This is a genomic window from Amycolatopsis sp. 195334CR, from assembly GCF_017309385.1.
In the GTDB taxonomy this organism is placed as follows: domain Bacteria; phylum Actinomycetota; class Actinomycetes; order Mycobacteriales; family Pseudonocardiaceae; genus Amycolatopsis.
Genome location: NZ_JAFJMJ010000001.1, coordinates 2092834 through 2108324 on the forward strand (window position 1 = coordinate 2092834; position 15491 = coordinate 2108324).

Sequence of the window (15491 nt, forward strand, 5' to 3'; positions counted from 1 at the left end):
ACGGACTCGCGGACACCCGCGAGTCCGCCGGAGTCAGCCAGCGGCAAGGGTTTCCGGCAGTTCGGCCGGTACGACGCAGCCCGGCACCAGGTCGGTGGTGGCGGTGAATCCCGGACCGTCCAGGAAGTGCGCCGAGGCGAACCCGGTCCGCCCGTCGAAGGTGCCGCGCAACCAGAGGTCGTCGCCGTCCACCGCCGTGCCGGAAACCCAGCAGTGAGCGGCGAACCGGCCTCCGCCGGCGACCAGTCCGACCTTCGCGCAGGCCGGTTCGGGGCAGTCGCGGACGTTCAGCGCCGCGGTGCCACTGAGCGAAAATTCGACACTCGGCAGTTCGCCGAGGGCCAGTTGCCCGACCGGGGCGCTCGGCGCCGGGTCACCGGAGGCGGGCTCCGCGGTCTGCGGCCAGAACAACAGGAGAACCAGAAAGCCGACGAGCAGTGCGACAACTGCCGCGGCGCGAACCAGCGACCCTAACCGGAGTGCGACGAGCATGATCAGTCCTCTCCGCCGGGCGGCGCCACCGCGGGGGTGCGCTGACGCCGAAGTGGTGGGATCGACAGGGTTAGCATCCCGCATCGCACGCCCGCTGTGCAATTCCCAAAACGTCGATCCCGTAACGAACTGCCCAACAAGAGCAACCCACCGCACCCTGTTCACTCGGTCAGCCCAGTGCTTTCGCTTCAGACACGCATTAGCCGACCCCAATCACGCTCGACCGCCGTGGTGTACGCTCCCGCTCTGGGATTCCCACGAGGTACATCCCTCAGCGAGATAGTCACCGGCGGCACTCCCCAACGAGGTCCCATGGCAACGATCCAAGGCCCGGTCATCCCGCGGCGGCGCATCGCCGAGCACCTGCGCCGACTGCGCGAGGAAGCCGGGCGCACGCTCGAAGAGGTCGCCTCGGAGCTGTTGATCTCCACTTCGAAGCTGTCCCGGCTGGAGAACGCCCAGGGCAGCCCGCAGTCGCGGGATGTCAGGGACCTGATCCGGCTCTACGGCATCGAAGGCACCGAACTGGCCGACAAGCTCATGCGCTGGGCGCGCAACGCCGGCAAGCAGGGCTGGTGGGCCGACTACTCGCAGACCCTGCCCAGCGGCCTCGACTCGCACATCGCCTACGAGACCGAGGCCTCGGTGGCCAGGGTCTACACCATTCCGATGCTGCCGGTGCTGTTGCAGACCCCCGCCTACATCCGGGCCATCTACCGCAGCGCGGAACCCTGGTGGTCCGACCACGACATCGAAGAACTGCTCAAGGTGCGCCTGCTGCGGCAGTCCGCGCTGACCTCCCGCGAGAACCAGCCGCCGCTCAAGCTCATCGCGATCACGCACGAGTCGAGCGTCCACCAACTGGTCGGCACCAAGGAGATCATGCGCGAGCAGCTGGACCACCTGGTCGAACGCTCCACCGAGCCGAACATCGAGTTCCGGATCTTCCCGTTCTCGTCCCCACCGCTTTTCACCAGCACCTGCATGTACGCGTACTTCGAATACAGCGACGCGATGGATCGCGACGTGGTCAACGTCGAAACCCACGCCGGATTCCGCTACATCGAAACCACCGAACAGGTCGGCCAGTACCGGCGGTACTACGAAGACCTCTACAACCACTCACTGCCACCGGAAGAAACACGCGCACTGATCCGTTCGGTGCAGGAGAAACTGTTCTCCTAGCCCTTCCGGCCAGGCACCCCGACATTCACTGGAAAACACCATGATTCCTGGTCTGCTGCCGAGACTCGACCGTGAAGCCGTTGAGCTGGCTCGGAAAACCCTCAGCCGTGAGGGTTATGTGGTCATCACCGATCGCGAACTCGGCCTGCCCGGTTCCGTTCGGGAGAACATCCACCGCGACTTCTTCCAGAGCGGAGTGCTGCGGAACTACCCCGGTGACATCCCGGCCGACCGCGAGCGCGCCCGCGACGTGATCCGGTACGACTGGCACGGCGACGAATTGAGCCTGCGCGAACACGACTGCGTCGCCATCGACAGGCGCGGTGACTGGAGTTCGGAGCGCCGGGAATTCGAGCAGGTACCGCTGCTCGGCCACGCCGATTGCGCCAGCTGGATCCACGCGGCGATCTCGCTGGTACCCGAGCCGCGGCGCCAACCGCGCGGCACCTTCGGTGTCAACCTGTTCCGCACCCACACCAACGTGGTCACCCGGCCGCACCAGGACGAGGAGGAGTTCATCTTCGTCTACGTGGTGGACAAACGCGGCAGCGGCGCGGAAACCGTGTTGCTCGACGTCGAGTCGGACGCGGTGGTCCTCGAGGAAACGCTGGACCCGGGTGATCTGCTGGTCTTCGAAGACAGCCGCTTCCGCCACGGCACCACACCGATCATTCCGCCCGTAATCGGTACAGCCCGCCGCGACGCACTGGTCTGCACCATCAACTTCCCGCACACGTACCCGCTCGAAGACTGAGCTCGAACCCCGGAGGACGCACTCAGAGTTCAAGTCCTCCGGGGTGAAGTCATCCATTGGGAGTAGTGCGGCCGTCAGAAAACGCGTGAACCTCCGGCGCGGAAGCACCGGAGGTGGAAAGTTCGCTGCTAAAGTCCGAACAACTGTGCCACTTACGTGTGTGCTGACACCCACACAGACCCGGGACGTGCATGCCGGACAACACTGACGGAACTCCGAAATACCACCAGATCGCGAACAGCATCCGCCAGCAGATCATCACTGGCGAGCTGAAGCCTGGGGACAGCGTGCCGTCGGAGCGCCGCCTCGAAAAGGACTGGAACGTCGCCAGGCCGACGGCCGCGGACGCACTGCGCCTGTTGCGACATCAAGGATACGTGGAGAGCCGCCACGGTTCGGGCACCTACGTGCGCGCCGATCTCCCCGGCGGTCACGGGCGCCGGTTCGCGCAACCGCGCACGATCGACGTGAGCTTCAGCGGCGTGCTCGAGGTGCTGCTGGCCGAGGAGACCTCGGTGCCTTCGCACGTCGCCGACGCGTTCGGCCAGCATGCCGACGTGCCCGCGGTGCGGCGGCAGGTGCTCGTCAACGACGAGAACGGCACCCCGTCCGAGCTGCGCACCTCGTGGTTCACCAAGGAGCTCGCCGAGCAGGCGCCACTGCTGCTCGACCGCACCAAGTCACCAACCACGATCGACGAGTACGTGACGGCGCAGACCGGCCGCAAGCCCTCCTACGGCCGCGACCAGGTGTCCGCCCGGCTCGCCACGGCGAACGAACAGGCGCGGCTGACCCTGCCGAACCCGTCGGCCGTGCTCGAACAGCACCTGATCCTGTTCGACGCCGAGGGCAACGCCATCCGGTTCGACGAATCGGTGTACCCCGCCGAGGTGTGGAAGCTGCTCTACCCGTACCCCCTCTCCTGACCTTCCCCGGTTGATCAGTGGACTAGGCCACCTTACAACAGAGGTGGCATAGTCCACAACCCGGAGTCGCCGTCCCGGCACTGATCGCGATCATCGGCGGTTCCGGCGGGCGGGTCGCGCTGGCAGACTCGGCTGCCATGAAGCGGATCATCGGCGTACTCGCCGCTCTCGTGTTCACCACCGCGGTCGCCGCACCGGCCCAGGCCGCCGGGGAACGCAAGCTCGACCCACGGCCCAGCACGGCGAAACTGGCCTGGGAACTGCAGAAGCTGCCCTGGCAGAGCCACGGCAGAGTCCAGGTCGGCAAGATCGGCAAGTCCAACGAAGGCCGCCCAGTCTGGCACGCCAAGGTCGGCACCGGCCCGCTGCGCATCCTCTACGTCACGCAGCAACACGGCGACGAACCGCTCGGCACACCGGCCGCGCTGGAGTTCCTGCGCCAGGTCGGCACCGGCAACGGGAGTTGGCAGCGCAAGCTCCGTTCGCAGGTCACCGTGGACATCGTGGTCCGCGCGAACCCGGACGGGCACGAGCGCGACTGGCGCTTCAACTACGACCCGGACGCCGATCCCGAGTACGGCGAAAAGGGCAAGGGCTACGACATCAACCGCTACCACGACCCGGCAGTGGCGCCGGAGGACAACCCCGCCACCGAAGCGGGTCTGATCCAGCGGCACGCCGCGGCCTTCAAGCCGTCCATCGTGGTCGACTACCACATGCAGGGCCGCTACCGCGGTGACGACGGGCGCGAGATCACCGCGTCCGCGATGTGGCCGACCCACCCGGATGTGGAGCCGGCCGCGGTCGACTACGCCAAGCAGCTCACCGTGCTGGCCCAGCGGGCAATGGACGCCGGTGGCGGCAACGTCTCGCAGTACCCCGGCGGTGACTACCAGGGCATCGCGCGCAACGGCTACGGCCTGACCGGCGCCGGCAGCGTGTTGATCGAGCTGAGCGACATGGGCCCCGAGCACGAACAGGCGCAGATCCGCTCGGCGCTGGCGGCCATGCTGGCCATCGCGAAGGGTGCCGGTGACGGCTCGGTCGACGACATCGACCCGGCACTGGCCGAGCAGATCCCGCCGCGGGGTGCCCCGATCGGGTCGGCGGACGCTGCGCACCACCACTGATTCAGGCAGGGTTGAAGAGGGCTGCGAGCCGCGAAACCCCCGGAGTACGGTCCCGCGTTACCAAGTGACCAGAACTGGGGTGTATATCGTGATCAGTTTTCGCAAACTGGCTCCGGCCTTGGCCGCGGCCACCATGGCCGCAGCCCTCTTCGCGCCGCCCGCCGCCGCGGCGATCGACCTCCCGCCCGGCATGACGGCCAGCTACCTGACCATCGACCGCGCCTCCGGCAAGAGGGTGGCGCAGGACGAGCACGTGCAGTTCCGCTCGGCGTCGTTGGTCAAGGTGCTGATCGCGCTCGACTACCTGGAAACCCTCGGCGCCGGGAACCCGATCCCGCCCGCCGACGCGGCGCTCATGCAGCCGATGCTCCGCAGCAGCGCCAACGACCCGGCCAGCGAACTGTGGGTGCGCGGCGGTTCCGGCGCGGTGGTCGACCGGATGGTCGCCAAGCTCGGGCTGACCGACACCGCTCCCCCGGCCGACCCCGGCATGTGGGGCTTCACCGCGACCAGCGCGGCGGACATCGCGAAGACGTACGAGTACATTTTGGACAGTGCGGACGCCGGGCACCGCGACTTCATCATGGGCCACCTGCGCGCGTCGACCAAGTGCTCGGACGTGTGGGACCAGTCGTGGGGAATCCCGAGCGCGGTGAGCGATCCGTGGGCGGTCAAGCAGGGCTGGTCGGCCTGGGGCGAGGCACCGCCCGCCGGCGAGGAGTGCGCGGGCGGGCGCGGCGACCTCGCCCCGGAAGGACCGTCCACTTCGGACGTCGACCTGACCAGCCCGCTGATGCACACCAGCGGCACCGTCGGCGGCAACGACGAGAAGATCGTGGTGGTGTTGACGTTGCAGGCGAAGGACACCCCGTTCCGCGAATCGGCCAACCGGATTACCGAACTCACCAAAACGGTCGTTTCCTCCTGAACCTTCCACTGACCGGTCGTCATTGACGATCTTCCCAGAAATGGCTTACCCGATCGGAAATGCGGGAATTCCCGCCGGGCGGGTTATGGTGCCGTATGCGGAGGATGGGATGGGCCGGGTGGACACGATGAAACAGCCGCGCGACGACGGCCGCCGCGTGCCCGCGAGGTGAACCGGCGCCGGGCGGATTTCACGTCGTCGCTCTACCTGGGCATGCGGCACGCGAGCACGGAACTGCCCGGCTGGTCGGCGCTGACCACCGGGCGGCCCGCCGTGCTGGGGCTGCCCCCGATCGCCGAGGGCGTGGCGAAGGCGCTGGCCGAGTTGCAGGGCACGGAGACGGCGTTGCTCGCGCGCTCGACCCTGCACGCCTTCGCCGACTCACTGGAGGTGCTCGCCGGGGAGCAGACCGGGATCGTGCTGGACGTGGCCGCCCACCCGGTCGCGCGCTGGGCGGTCCGGCGGGCGGCCGGGCTGGGCCGTCCGGTGCTGCGGATCCCGCACCAGGACCTCGGTTCACTGGCCGCCGCGCTCGACCGGCTGCACGCGCGCGGGCTGCGGCCGCTGGTGGTCGCCGACGGCGTGTGCGGTGGGTGCGGGAAGCCGTTCCCGCTGGCCACCGCGGCCAGCAGGCTGCCGGCCAAGAACGGCCTGCTGCTGCTCGACGACAGCCAGTCGCTCGGCCTGTTCGGCGACCGGCCGGGGCCGGGTCACCCGTTCGGCGACGGCGGTGGCGGTTCGTTGCGGCTGGCCGGTACCAAGGGCCCGGTGGTGCTGGTGTCCTCGCTGGCCAAGGCCTTCGGCGCGCCGATCGCCGCGATCGCCGGGCCCGCCGTGCTGACCGAGAAGATCCGCAAGCACGGCGGCAGCGCCATGCACGCCAGCCCGCCGTCCACAGTGGACATCGCGGCGGCGGCGCACGCACTGCGGTTGAACCAGGTGGAGGGCAACGCGCTGCGGGAACGGCTGGCCGCGCGCGTCCGGTTGCTCCGGCGCACCTGCGGGGAGCAGGGCCTGCCGCTGTCCGGCGGGTTGTTCCCGGTGCAGGCAACCCCGCCGGTCGCCGCGCGGCGCGGCAAACGGCTGCTCGACCGGCTGGCCGCGGCCGGCATCGACGCGTTCCTGCGCCGCGACTGCCGCGGGGGCACGGCGCTGGCGCTGATGGTCACGGCGTCCCACACCCCCGGTGAGATCACCGAAACCGCGGCGGTGCTCAGCGCCGCGTGGAACCGCGAGGAATGATTCTTTTTCAGAGCCCGGCTTTGCGCAATTCGTCGAGGAACGCGGGCTTGCGCTCGTTGTCGCGGCGCAAACCGTCCACGTAGTCGTCGAACTCCTCGTCGCTTTCCAGGAGTTCGTGCACCCGGCGAAGTTTTTTCAACAGCACCACGGCCTGGCGGTAACCGTCGCGGCTGGCCTGCTTGACGCAGTCGGCGGCGAGCAGGCGGTAGACCCCGGCGACCTCGGCGGGCCGGTCCTCGGCGACCCGGTCGGCGACGCGCAGCCAGGCCGACTGCGAGCAGCCGAACTCGGCGGCGGCGTCCCACGCCTGCGTGGCCTCGTCCTCGGCGAGGAGGACGTCGATGAGCTGGTCGGCCTGGCGCTCGCGGGCCGAGGCGCGGAGCACCCGGAGCACGCGCTTGCGGGGTTCGGGCCAGGTGCCGATGCGCTCGCAGAGTTCCTTGAGCTGGTCGTAGGCCTGTTTGGTGGGCGAGCGCCAGAGGAAGCGCTCGAGCACCGCGGAGGCCTGCGCCGGGCGGTCGGCTTCGAGGTGCACGCCGACCAGGAACTCGGCCAGCTCGCCGCAGCGGGTGGCGGGGAGTTCGGTCATGCTGTGCTCGGCGCGCTCGATCGCCTCGTCCACGCGGCCGGCGTCGTAGAGCGCCTTGGCGATCCGGACGTGGTCGACGCGGGGGTCCTCGGCGAGCAGGCTCACGAGTTCGTCCACGTCGCCGAGCGCCTCGACGGCCTGCTCGCGGAACTTGCGATCGTCGCCGGCAAGTTCGACGAGGTGGCGGAGCCCGTCCTCGCCCAGTGCCTCGGCGAAGGGGCGGATCTCCAGCCAGCCGGGCAGCTTCTTCTCGAAGCCGGCAATCCACTCGGGCAGTTGTTCGGGGGCGTCGGGGACGCAGGCGCGCGCGTACAGCGCGATGGCCCGGAGGAGGTGAGCGGCCGCGGCGCCGGACTCGTCGTCGATGTCGGGCGCCACCTCGGCCATCACCTCGACGGCCCGCCGGATGAGGTCGCGGTTCGCGTTGAGGTCCTCCTCGAGCAGGTCCAGCACGTCGCGCGCGTCCTCGAGGAACACCTGTTCCTGGGCGAGCGCGTCGACGCGTCCACTCAACGTGCCGGTCTGCTTGGCCATGGCCCGGAGGGAGAGGCGCCTGAGCAGCGAGGCGTCCCTGGCCGCCTCGTTGGCGACCAGCTCGACGAGCTCTTCCTTGTCGAGTTCGTCGAGGTACTTGCGCACGAGCCCCTGATCCCCGACCGGTTTGACCCCGCGCAGCCACGCCAACCCCACGGCGACGGCGTGCTTGCAGAAAGCCCCGTCGGCCGCGAAGGGACACGTGCAGCGGGCCTCCACGGTCCCCTGGCGCTGCTTGAGCCCCACCCGATACGGCTCCGACCCCACGACGACGGCGGTCACCCCGTCGACCAGGCCGCCGAGGTCCTCCACCTTCCCCACCATGCCCCGGCCCCGCTGGAAGACAGCATTACCGGCAAGGGCGCGGAGCTCGTCCTCACTGAACCAAGTCACGTCCACCATTGAACCAAGCCCCTCAACCGTGTCGAGCCCGGTGATAGTCCACGTGCTCCTGCTTCACCACGTGGTCGGGGTGCTGGGCCAGCTGCCTCGTGGTGCCGTCCAGAGTGAAGGAAAGATCGCTTTGGAGCACCACTTCGCCGTGGTCGAAGCGCACGTGGCAATTCGGGCACAGGCAGAGCACGTTCTCCGACTCGTCGGGTCCGTTGTGCGGTCGCCCCAGCGCGCGGATGTGCGCGCCTTCCGAGTATCCGCGTCCCTGGACGGTCAACCGGATCCCGCACAGCTGGCAGGTGTGGTCGTGGATCTGCTTGACGAAGTCGGCGACTGCCGTGTTGCGCACGACCCGCTGCACCTCCGTGGTGCGGCGGACGGGTTTCGCATTGCCCACCGGAGCGACCGGCTTGACCTCGACCAGGTCGTCCGGCCGGAACTTGGTCAACCGGAAGCGACAGACGGTGAACCCGCTCCGTCCCGTTGCCAGCCAGCTCTCCTCGACCCGGAAAAGCCCGTCGTAGCTGCACCCCGTTGCCTTGTTGCCGCGGATCACCCGCACCGGCGTGCCGAAGAGCGCGCTTGTCTGCAGAGCCGCATTTCCGTTGCTGGCGAAGGTCTGGTCAGCGATTTGCTGGCCGTTTTCGCCTCGGCCGCCTTCCCCGGTGTAGGTGATCTCGTCGCCGTAGTCCTCGTCATCTTCATAACCACCGGAAACGACGATCGATTCCGCGCCGTCGCGCCTGTTGCCGACGATCCCACCCTGCGGGTTCCGATGAACTCCCCGATCCGACGCCTCCTGGCGATCGACAAACGTGGTGCCCTCCGGCACCCCGTCGATCTCGCCGCGCACCACCACGGCCTTCTTCTTGCTGGCCTTGGGCCGCCGATCGTGGACGGCAAAGCCCAGGCTCTTGACCTTCGCCACCACGGTGGCCTCGCCGCCGCTGAACTCCGCTGCCCTGAGCGGCACCCCGGTGGCGTATTTGTGCGCCACCCCGAGCAACGCCTTGGAGTCGTACTCGCTACCCGACTCCACCACGAAGTAGCGAAGGGAGGCTCGAAAGCCGTACTGGCCCAAGAACTTTTCGCGCCCCAGGTCGTCGTACTCCGCCATCGCGTCGAGCACGTTGTCCCGCGAGATGTCCGCGATGCTCATGCGACGGCCTCCCGCAAGACATCCGCGAGGTCGTTCTGGAAGGTCTGCGAAGAACAGAAGGTGACGCGCCCTGAGTGGGTCACCCCCGTCGACGTCTCGGTGATCATTTCCTGCGGGCCAACCACAAAAGCTTCTCCCGCGTCGGCAAAGTGCATCCTGAGCTCGGAAAGGTAGGTGACCACCTGACTGTACCCCTCACGAATATAGCTCGACTCCGAGCTCAACTTGCACTCAACGACAACGGTGAATCGCCGCTTCCGTTCGATCAACAAGAGGTCGGGCGCCTTCACCTTCCCCGATTGGCGCACACCGGCCGTCGCGGCGACGTAGGGCTCCTTCACCTTGGCCCGCCTCCAGATCGCCCCTGCCTCGAACCACAACTCCCACGAGCCACCACCGGGATCGACGAGCTCGAAGGCCGGGCCTGGCTTCTTCGCGCCGGAGAGCGGTCGAAGGCTGAAGACCTGCCAGCTCAACTGCCGTACGGCCCCCAACACGAGGCCGAGAACGCCGAGGTGGAACAACCGGTAGCGGAGTTCGTCGTCCGGCTCGATCTGCTCTCGGGACAGGCGAAGCAGATCTTGGGTGTCTTCCAGACGCAGCAAATCGGCGAGCTGCGACGTGTGTCGCCAAAGCGCCCCAGATCGGCCGAGAGCGGAGAGCGTCACGCGGTCCGGAATCGCCAAGGCGGTCGAGCCTGCGCCAAGTTCAGCTGAGGCCTCGTGGAGCGCCGCCAGCTGTGGCTGCACGTCCTTGTCGATGTCCCTCTCCACCCGCGCGGCGTCGTCCTGCACCTTGGGCAACCGGTGCGCCACCCAGTGGAACACCGAGACCGCGATCGGATCAGAACGCCGGGTTCGGGTCCGGCCTTCGAAGGTTCGCGGCGACCAACCGTGTCGGCGCGTGGCCACCCAATCCGTGCCCGAGCTCGGCGCGCTTCCGCGGTAGCGCAGCCGAGTCGAGGTGACCGGCAGCTCGGCCAACCACTTGTCAGCCGTGGTTGGCAGGTGCGGGATCACCTCCAAGCACCTTTGGAAGAGAATCCGATGGGCCCGTCGTCGCACGTCGTCGTCGGACCAGCGGCGCCCATCATCATCGGCCACCGCGGCGAGCCCGGCGAACAGCGCCCCTTTGCCCGACCAGTACCGAAGGAGTTCCTGAACGCCCTCCCAGGGCAGGGCCAACCGCCGCGTTCTGGTCTTCCGGCTTTCCCTGTCGGTCACCGCAAGCCGCCGAGCTTGGTCTCGATCCAGTCCCACTGGTCGCCGAGCACGTCGGCCTGCCGGAGCGTCTCTTGCATGCGCGCGAGTGACTCGTCGTCCAGCGTGGCCAGCCAGGTCCCCATCCCCATGAGGTAGGCCTCCGCAATGCGCTGCCGGAGCTCGGTCGGTGAGGTGGCCAGGTCCTTGGCGTCGAGGTACTCGGGTATCGACAGCAGCGCCGCCGGCCCCATTTCGACGCCAGACAACCCCACGTGCGCACGGTAGAGGCGCTGCAACACGGAAATCAGCTCCGTCTGCACCGGGTCTTCCAACGGTGTGGGCAAGGCGGAAAGTCGGTTCCTCAACGCCTGGCTGAACCCCTCCGTCGAGGGCATTTCGATGGGCACGTGCGCAAAGCGGCGTCCCAGCGCCAGCCCGAAGCGGAACACCCGTTGCGCATCAACGGCGTTGTAGGTGCCGAACATGCGCCATTCCTTGCCGGCGAGGTAGTGCACCGCGCCCTGACCGTTGTCCGCGGTGTCGGACCGGAGCAGCTCAGCACCGATCACCTCGCTCTTCGGGCCGTCGGCCCAGCCCAGGAAGATCGGACTGGACTTGGGATCACCGCTCACCCGGCCGACGATCACCGTGTTGCCGGTCAACCAGGTGAACAGCGCGGAGAAGATGCGGTCCAGGTCCGCGCGGTTCGCCTCGTCCAGCACCAACCACCGGTCTTCGGCGATCGCTTCCAGCACGTAACCAGGGCTGAACCGGAGCTTGGAGTTGTCGTCGACCGTTTCACCGCCGACCAGTTCTCGGGCACTCCACGATTCGTCCGGCGTCACCACGAGGTAGTCGTGCGCCATGGTCATCCCGTAGCGCTCCGGCTCCTTGGCCACGTCGTCGATCACTTCACCGACCAACTGGGTCTTGCCGGTTCCCGGCGGTCCGACCAGCATTACCGCACTGCGCGAAGCCACCGCACCACGCAGCATCCGGCGGGTTCGGTCGTCGATAACCAACGGCTGGTCAGTGGCGCGCAGGGATCGCCCCGGCCACTTCCTCGCCGGTTGGGCCTCGACGCGCTCAACCCGGAGCGACAGGTGCCCGGCCAACTCGGTCACCTGCCCGGCGTACTCCTCCTTATCGGCCTGCATGGCCAGCCAGGAAGACGCCCACCCGCCGGCGGAACGGCGCACCAACACCAAGGCAGCCGGCACTCCGCCGCTGCTCAGGTAGCGCTTGGTCGCCTCCTGCACGGCTGCGAGTTGGTCAGCATCTTTGACCACCACAGCCAGCAGAACAGCGTGGTTCGCTGGCACCGACTGGACCTGACTGGCCAATTCAGCAGCGCGATCGACCGCCACCGCGTACACCTGGTGGCGCGGGAGTTGGATCAGCGTCGCGAGCACGTACTCGAACTCGGCGAACTTGGTGGTGCTCGGCGAGTCAAGATCAACGTCATCGAGTGCCGCGCTGAGCTCGCCCGCTTCCCCCGCGTGTGGATCAGTCATGGCCCGACCGTACTGGCTCTGCACCCGCTCAGCGGTCAAGACGCAACTCCTAGTCGAAGCTATGATCACACCCAAGCGTGACGGGGACCGCAGGGGTGTGAAGTTCAGTGAACGAGAGCGAATTCTTCGACCAGTTGCGTAATTTACGCACCGCAAACGGTCGAGCGATTCACAAACCCCTGCTCCTGCTGTGGCTCTTTGCCCGCCAGGTCAAGAACAAGACGACCCAGACCACCTACGCCGAAGCAGAGGAAGCCGTCGGCCAGCTCATTGACGAGTTCAGCCCAGCCAGCCAGCGCGGTCAGCGCGATCGAGCCGCAATGCCTTTTGTGCACCTGGAACGCAGTCTCTGGAGCTTGCAAGACGGAGCCGGCAACCCGATCCCGCCCACGCCGTCCCGGACTGGCAGTTGGTTGCGCGACAACTCCGCCCGTGGCCGGTTGCGCCCCGAGGTGGCTGATCACGTTGAACGACCGCAAACGCTCTCAACGGCAATAAAGTTGCTGTTCGAGCTCTACCTCGACGAGCACCAGGCCGACCAGATCATCAAGGCGGCGGGCCTGCACCGGGTCTACCGCCAGAAATCTCCGGTGGTCGCCCTGTCCACCACCACCGCAACGAAGCCGATCAAGTCAGTCATCGACACCACGGACTACGACGGTCGTCTTCGGCGCCACGCGTTCGAGTGGCTGGCCGAGTTGAACGAGGAGCACGGGGGCCGCATTCCGTTCGGTCTGCTGCAGGAGTTCAGGTTCGAGGGCAAGCGGATCGCCCTGATGGACCAGCAGGCCGGCATTCGCAAGCCGAAGGAGCTCAGCGCGGCGTTGTCGCTGCGGACCTCTTACACGCCGCCGAGCAAGCAGCGCCCGTACGAGGACGAACTCGATGAGAACGGCCTCATCCGCTACTACATGTACCGGGGCACCGATCCGCAGCACTTCCACAACGTGGCCATGCGCCGGGCCTTCACCGAGAAGCGGCCGATGATCTGGTTCAAGGGCGTGGCGAGCGGTCTCTACGAGCCGCACTTCCCACTCCTGCTGACCAAGGACGAGCCGGAGAACCTGCGCTTCTTGATCAGCTTCGCGTGATCCCGCGGTAGCGCTTTCGAGGGACCGACACAAAGAAAAGAACCCCCTGTTGCCAGGGGGTCCTTCGCTGTCTCAACCAGACGCGCGCCCGAAGGGATTCGAACCCCTAACCTTCTGATCCGTAGTCAGATGCTCTATCCGTTGAGCTACGGGCGCTCGTGTTCAGTTGTGCCGGTCGGACGACCGGGTGTGGGGCTCGGCGAACCGAACTCCAGCGGAGGCTCCGGGATTTGAACCCGGGAGGGGGGGTTACCCCCAACCGCATTAGCAGTGCGGCGCCATAGACCAGACTAGGCGAAGCCTCCCAGGTCGAACGACCACTGCTCGTAAAGATTACACACCGCCCCCCGGTCGCGTGAAGGCACCCCCCGAACCTGCCGTATCCGCAGGTCAGCGGGCAGCCAGGGCCACGAACGGGGTCAGCGCGTCCGGGTTCAGCAGGGCGTCGCGGCTCACCGCGCGGTCCGGGGCCACGCCGGACAGGATCTTCTTCACCGGCACCTCGCACTTCTTGCCGTTCAGCGTCCTCGGCACCTCCGAAACCACCACGAACCGGTCCGGTACGTGACGCGGCGACAATGCGCTGCGCAGCTCTTTCCGCAGCGAGGGCTCGACCTCCTCCAGCGACGCCCCCGGCGCCAGCACCAGGAAGCACAGCAGCTCCCCCTCGGCGCCCGCGGCGGAGGTGTCGATCACCAGCGAGTCCGCGACCTGCTCGAAGTTCTCCACCACCCGGTAGAACTCCGCCGTCCCCATGCGGACGCCACCGCGGTTCAGCGTCGAGTCACTGCGGCCGTAGATCACCGCCGAGCCGCGGGATGTGATCTTGATCCAATCTCCGTGGCGCCAGATGCCCGGATACACGTCGAAGTACGCCTCACGCAGGCGACTGCCGTCGGGATCGTTCCAGAAGAACACCGGCATGGACGGCATCGGCTCGGTCATCACCAGCTCGCCCACCTCCTCGACGACCGCGTTCCCGGCTTCGTCGAAGGCCTGCACGGCGGCGCCCAGCGACCGGTTCGACAGCTCACCCAGCCACACCGGCGTGTCCGGCGACGACCCCACGAACGCCGTGCACAGGTCCGTCCCGCCCGAGACCGAGCAGATCTGCACCTTCCGCCCCACCTCGTCGGCGATCCAGCGGAAGCCCTCCTGGCTCAGCGGCGCTCCGGTCGACCCGAGTGCGCGCATCGCCGTCAGGTCGTAGTCGCGCGACGGCGAGATGTGCGCCTTCAGGCAGCTCTGGATGTACGGCGCCGACGTGCCGAAGTAGGTCACGCGGTGCTGCTCGGCCAGGTGCCACAGCGCGTTCAGGTCGGGGTACCCGGGACTCCCGTCGAACAGCACGATGGTCGACCCCACCAGCAGCCCGGAGATCAGGAAGTTCCACATCATCCAGCCGGTGGTGGTGAACCAGAAGAACCGCTCACCCGGCCCCAGATCGCTCTGCAGCGCCAGCGCCTTCAGGTGCTCCACGACGATGCCGCCGTGCCCGTGCACGATGCCCTTCGGCAACCCGGTGGTGCCCGACGAATACAGCACCCACAACGGGTGCGCGAACGGCACCGGCTCGTAGGCCAGCTCGGCGCCGGCATGCGAGGCCAGCAGGTCGTCCCAGTCGTGCGTGCCGGCCAGCGGCCCGCCCGCGTAGTCGACCAGCACGGTCGCCTTGAGCCCCGGGATCTCCTCGCGCAGCTCGGTCACCGTCGGCCGCGTGTCGAACCACCGGCCGTTGTACGCGTAGCCGTTCACTGCGATCAGCACGACCGGCTCGATCTGCGCGAACCGGTCCACGATGGCCCGCACGCCGAAGTCCGGCGAGCACGACGACCACACCGCGCCGAGGCTGGCCGCGGCCAGGAAGGCGATCAGGGTCTGCGGGCAGTTCGGCGCGAGCGCGACCACGCGGTCGCCCTTGCGCACGCCCAGCTCCTTCAACGCCGACCGCGCGGCGGCCACCTTCGCGCGCAGGTCGCCGTAGGTCAGCTGCGACGCCAGCCCGTCCTCGCGGTGGAAGATCACCGCCAGCTCGTCGTCGGCCTTGGGCGCGCCCGCGACCCCGGGGCTCAGCGCGTGCTCCGCGTAGTTCAGCGTGCCGCCCTCGAACCAGCGCGCGGTCGGCATCTCACCGGAGAGCACCTCGGTCGGCTCGTCGTGCCAACGAACGCCCAGGTACTCCGCGGTCGCCGACCAGAAGTCCGCGGGCTCGCTGGTGGAGAACTCCCACAGCGACTGGTAGTCCTCCGTCGTGACACCCCGGTTGTCCCGCAGCCACCTGCGGAAGTCCTCGACCTTGGTGTCCCGGTTCGCATCCGGCCGCCACAGCACTTCAGGGGTGTCGCTGGTCAT

13 protein-coding genes and 2 tRNA genes are annotated in these 15491 nt (G+C 67.8%); 7 read left to right on the plus strand and 8 right to left on the minus strand.

Annotated elements, in window-relative coordinates:
• Window positions 1–33: 33 nt before the first annotated feature.
• The gene (locus JYK18_RS10265) at window positions 34–492 is read right to left on the minus strand and encodes a hypothetical protein (protein ID WP_206801862.1); all 459 of its coding nucleotides are present in this window, start codon (window positions 490–492) and stop codon (window positions 34–36) included.
• Between the two features lie 312 nt (window positions 493–804).
• Here JYK18_RS10265 and JYK18_RS10270 point away from each other — a divergent pair, with 312 nt between their 5' ends.
• The 6 genes from JYK18_RS10270 (at window position 805) to JYK18_RS10295 (ending at window position 6657) form a co-directional block, all read left to right on the plus strand.
• A complete protein-coding gene (locus JYK18_RS10270; RefSeq protein ID WP_206801863.1) occupies window positions 805–1677 on the plus strand; it encodes a helix-turn-helix transcriptional regulator in 873 nt (290 codons plus the stop codon).
• Window positions 1678–1795: 118 nt separating this feature from the next.
• Window positions 1796–2431, plus strand: a complete 636-nt coding sequence (locus JYK18_RS10275; protein ID WP_307795850.1) for a 2OG-Fe dioxygenase family protein — start codon at window positions 1796–1798, stop codon at window positions 2429–2431.
• 191 nt (window positions 2432–2622) lie between these two features.
• Complete coding sequence (locus JYK18_RS10280; protein ID WP_206801865.1) at window positions 2623–3357, plus strand: GntR family transcriptional regulator; 735 nt, start codon at window positions 2623–2625, stop codon at window positions 3355–3357.
• A gap of 137 nt (window positions 3358–3494) precedes the next feature.
• Window positions 3495–4487: a M14 family zinc carboxypeptidase gene (locus JYK18_RS10285; protein WP_206801866.1), complete on the plus strand. Its 993-nt coding sequence runs from the start codon at window positions 3495–3497 to the stop codon at window positions 4485–4487.
• A gap of 88 nt (window positions 4488–4575) precedes the next feature.
• Window positions 4576–5415 carry a hypothetical protein gene (locus tag JYK18_RS10290; protein ID WP_307795851.1) on the plus strand — a complete coding sequence of 280 codons (840 nt, stop codon included), beginning with the start codon at window positions 4576–4578 and terminating at the stop codon, window positions 5413–5415.
• Window positions 5416–5583: 168 nt separating this feature from the next.
• Entirely contained in the window at window positions 5584–6657 is a 1074-nt protein-coding gene (locus JYK18_RS10295; RefSeq protein WP_206801867.1) for an aminotransferase class I/II-fold pyridoxal phosphate-dependent enzyme, read from the plus strand.
• Between the two features lie 7 nt (window positions 6658–6664).
• On the opposite strand, the gene JYK18_RS10300 is transcribed toward JYK18_RS10295, so the two are convergent.
• Genes JYK18_RS10300 through JYK18_RS10315 form a run of 4 tightly spaced genes read right to left on the minus strand, consistent with a single transcriptional unit; the run spans window position 6665 to window position 12048 of the window.
• Complete coding sequence (locus JYK18_RS10300; protein WP_206801868.1) at window positions 6665–8173, minus strand: SWIM zinc finger domain-containing protein; 1509 nt, start codon at window positions 8171–8173, stop codon at window positions 6665–6667.
• 22 nt (window positions 8174–8195) lie between these two features.
• A complete protein-coding gene (locus JYK18_RS10305) occupies window positions 8196–9332 on the minus strand; it encodes a YDG/SRA domain-containing protein (RefSeq protein WP_206801869.1) in 1137 nt (378 codons plus the stop codon).
• Window positions 9329–10555: a hypothetical protein gene (locus JYK18_RS10310; protein ID WP_206801870.1), complete on the minus strand. Its 1227-nt coding sequence runs from the start codon at window positions 10553–10555 to the stop codon at window positions 9329–9331. Before JYK18_RS10310 ends, JYK18_RS10305 begins: the two co-directional genes overlap by 4 nt.
• Window positions 10552–12048, minus strand: coding sequence for an AAA family ATPase (locus tag JYK18_RS10315; protein ID WP_206801871.1), 1497 nt, complete (start codon window positions 12046–12048; stop codon window positions 10552–10554). The genes JYK18_RS10310 and JYK18_RS10315 overlap by 4 nt, the downstream gene beginning before the upstream one ends.
• Window positions 12049–12155: 107 nt before the next feature.
• Here JYK18_RS10315 and JYK18_RS10320 point away from each other — a divergent pair, with 107 nt between their 5' ends.
• The gene (locus JYK18_RS10320) at window positions 12156–13139 is read left to right on the plus strand and encodes a hypothetical protein (RefSeq protein ID WP_206801872.1); all 984 of its coding nucleotides are present in this window, start codon (window positions 12156–12158) and stop codon (window positions 13137–13139) included.
• 83 nt (window positions 13140–13222) lie between these two features.
• Here JYK18_RS10320 and JYK18_RS10325 read toward each other — a convergent pair.
• The 3 genes from JYK18_RS10325 to JYK18_RS10335 form a co-directional block, all read right to left on the minus strand.
• Window positions 13223–13295 (minus strand) — tRNA-Arg (locus JYK18_RS10325).
• 59 nt (window positions 13296–13354) lie between these two features.
• Window positions 13355–13444 (minus strand) — tRNA-Ser (locus JYK18_RS10330).
• Window positions 13445–13529: 85 nt separating this feature from the next.
• The gene (locus JYK18_RS10335) at window positions 13530–15491 is read right to left on the minus strand and encodes an acetoacetate--CoA ligase (protein ID WP_206801873.1); all 1962 of its coding nucleotides are present in this window, start codon (window positions 15489–15491) and stop codon (window positions 13530–13532) included.

Coding starts and splice junctions, on each gene's coding strand:
- JYK18_RS10305 (WP_206801869.1), bottom strand. CDS start 9,332: ATGAGCATCGCGGACATCTCGCGGGACAACGTGCTCGACGCGATGGCG.
- JYK18_RS10270 (WP_206801863.1), top strand. CDS start 805: ATGGCAACGATCCAAGGCCCGGTCATCCCGCGGCGGCGCATCGCCGAG.
- JYK18_RS10265 (WP_206801862.1), bottom strand. CDS start 492: ATGCTCGTCGCACTCCGGTTAGGGTCGCTGGTTCGCGCCGCGGCAGTT.
- JYK18_RS10280 (WP_206801865.1), top strand. CDS start 2,623: ATGCCGGACAACACTGACGGAACTCCGAAATACCACCAGATCGCGAAC.
- JYK18_RS10285 (WP_206801866.1), top strand. CDS start 3,495: ATGAAGCGGATCATCGGCGTACTCGCCGCTCTCGTGTTCACCACCGCG.
- JYK18_RS10315 (WP_206801871.1), bottom strand. CDS start 12,048: ATGACTGATCCACACGCGGGGGAAGCGGGCGAGCTCAGCGCGGCACTC.
- JYK18_RS10335 (WP_206801873.1), bottom strand. CDS start 15,491: ATGACCAGCGACACCCCTGAAGTGCTGTGGCGGCCGGATGCGAACCGG.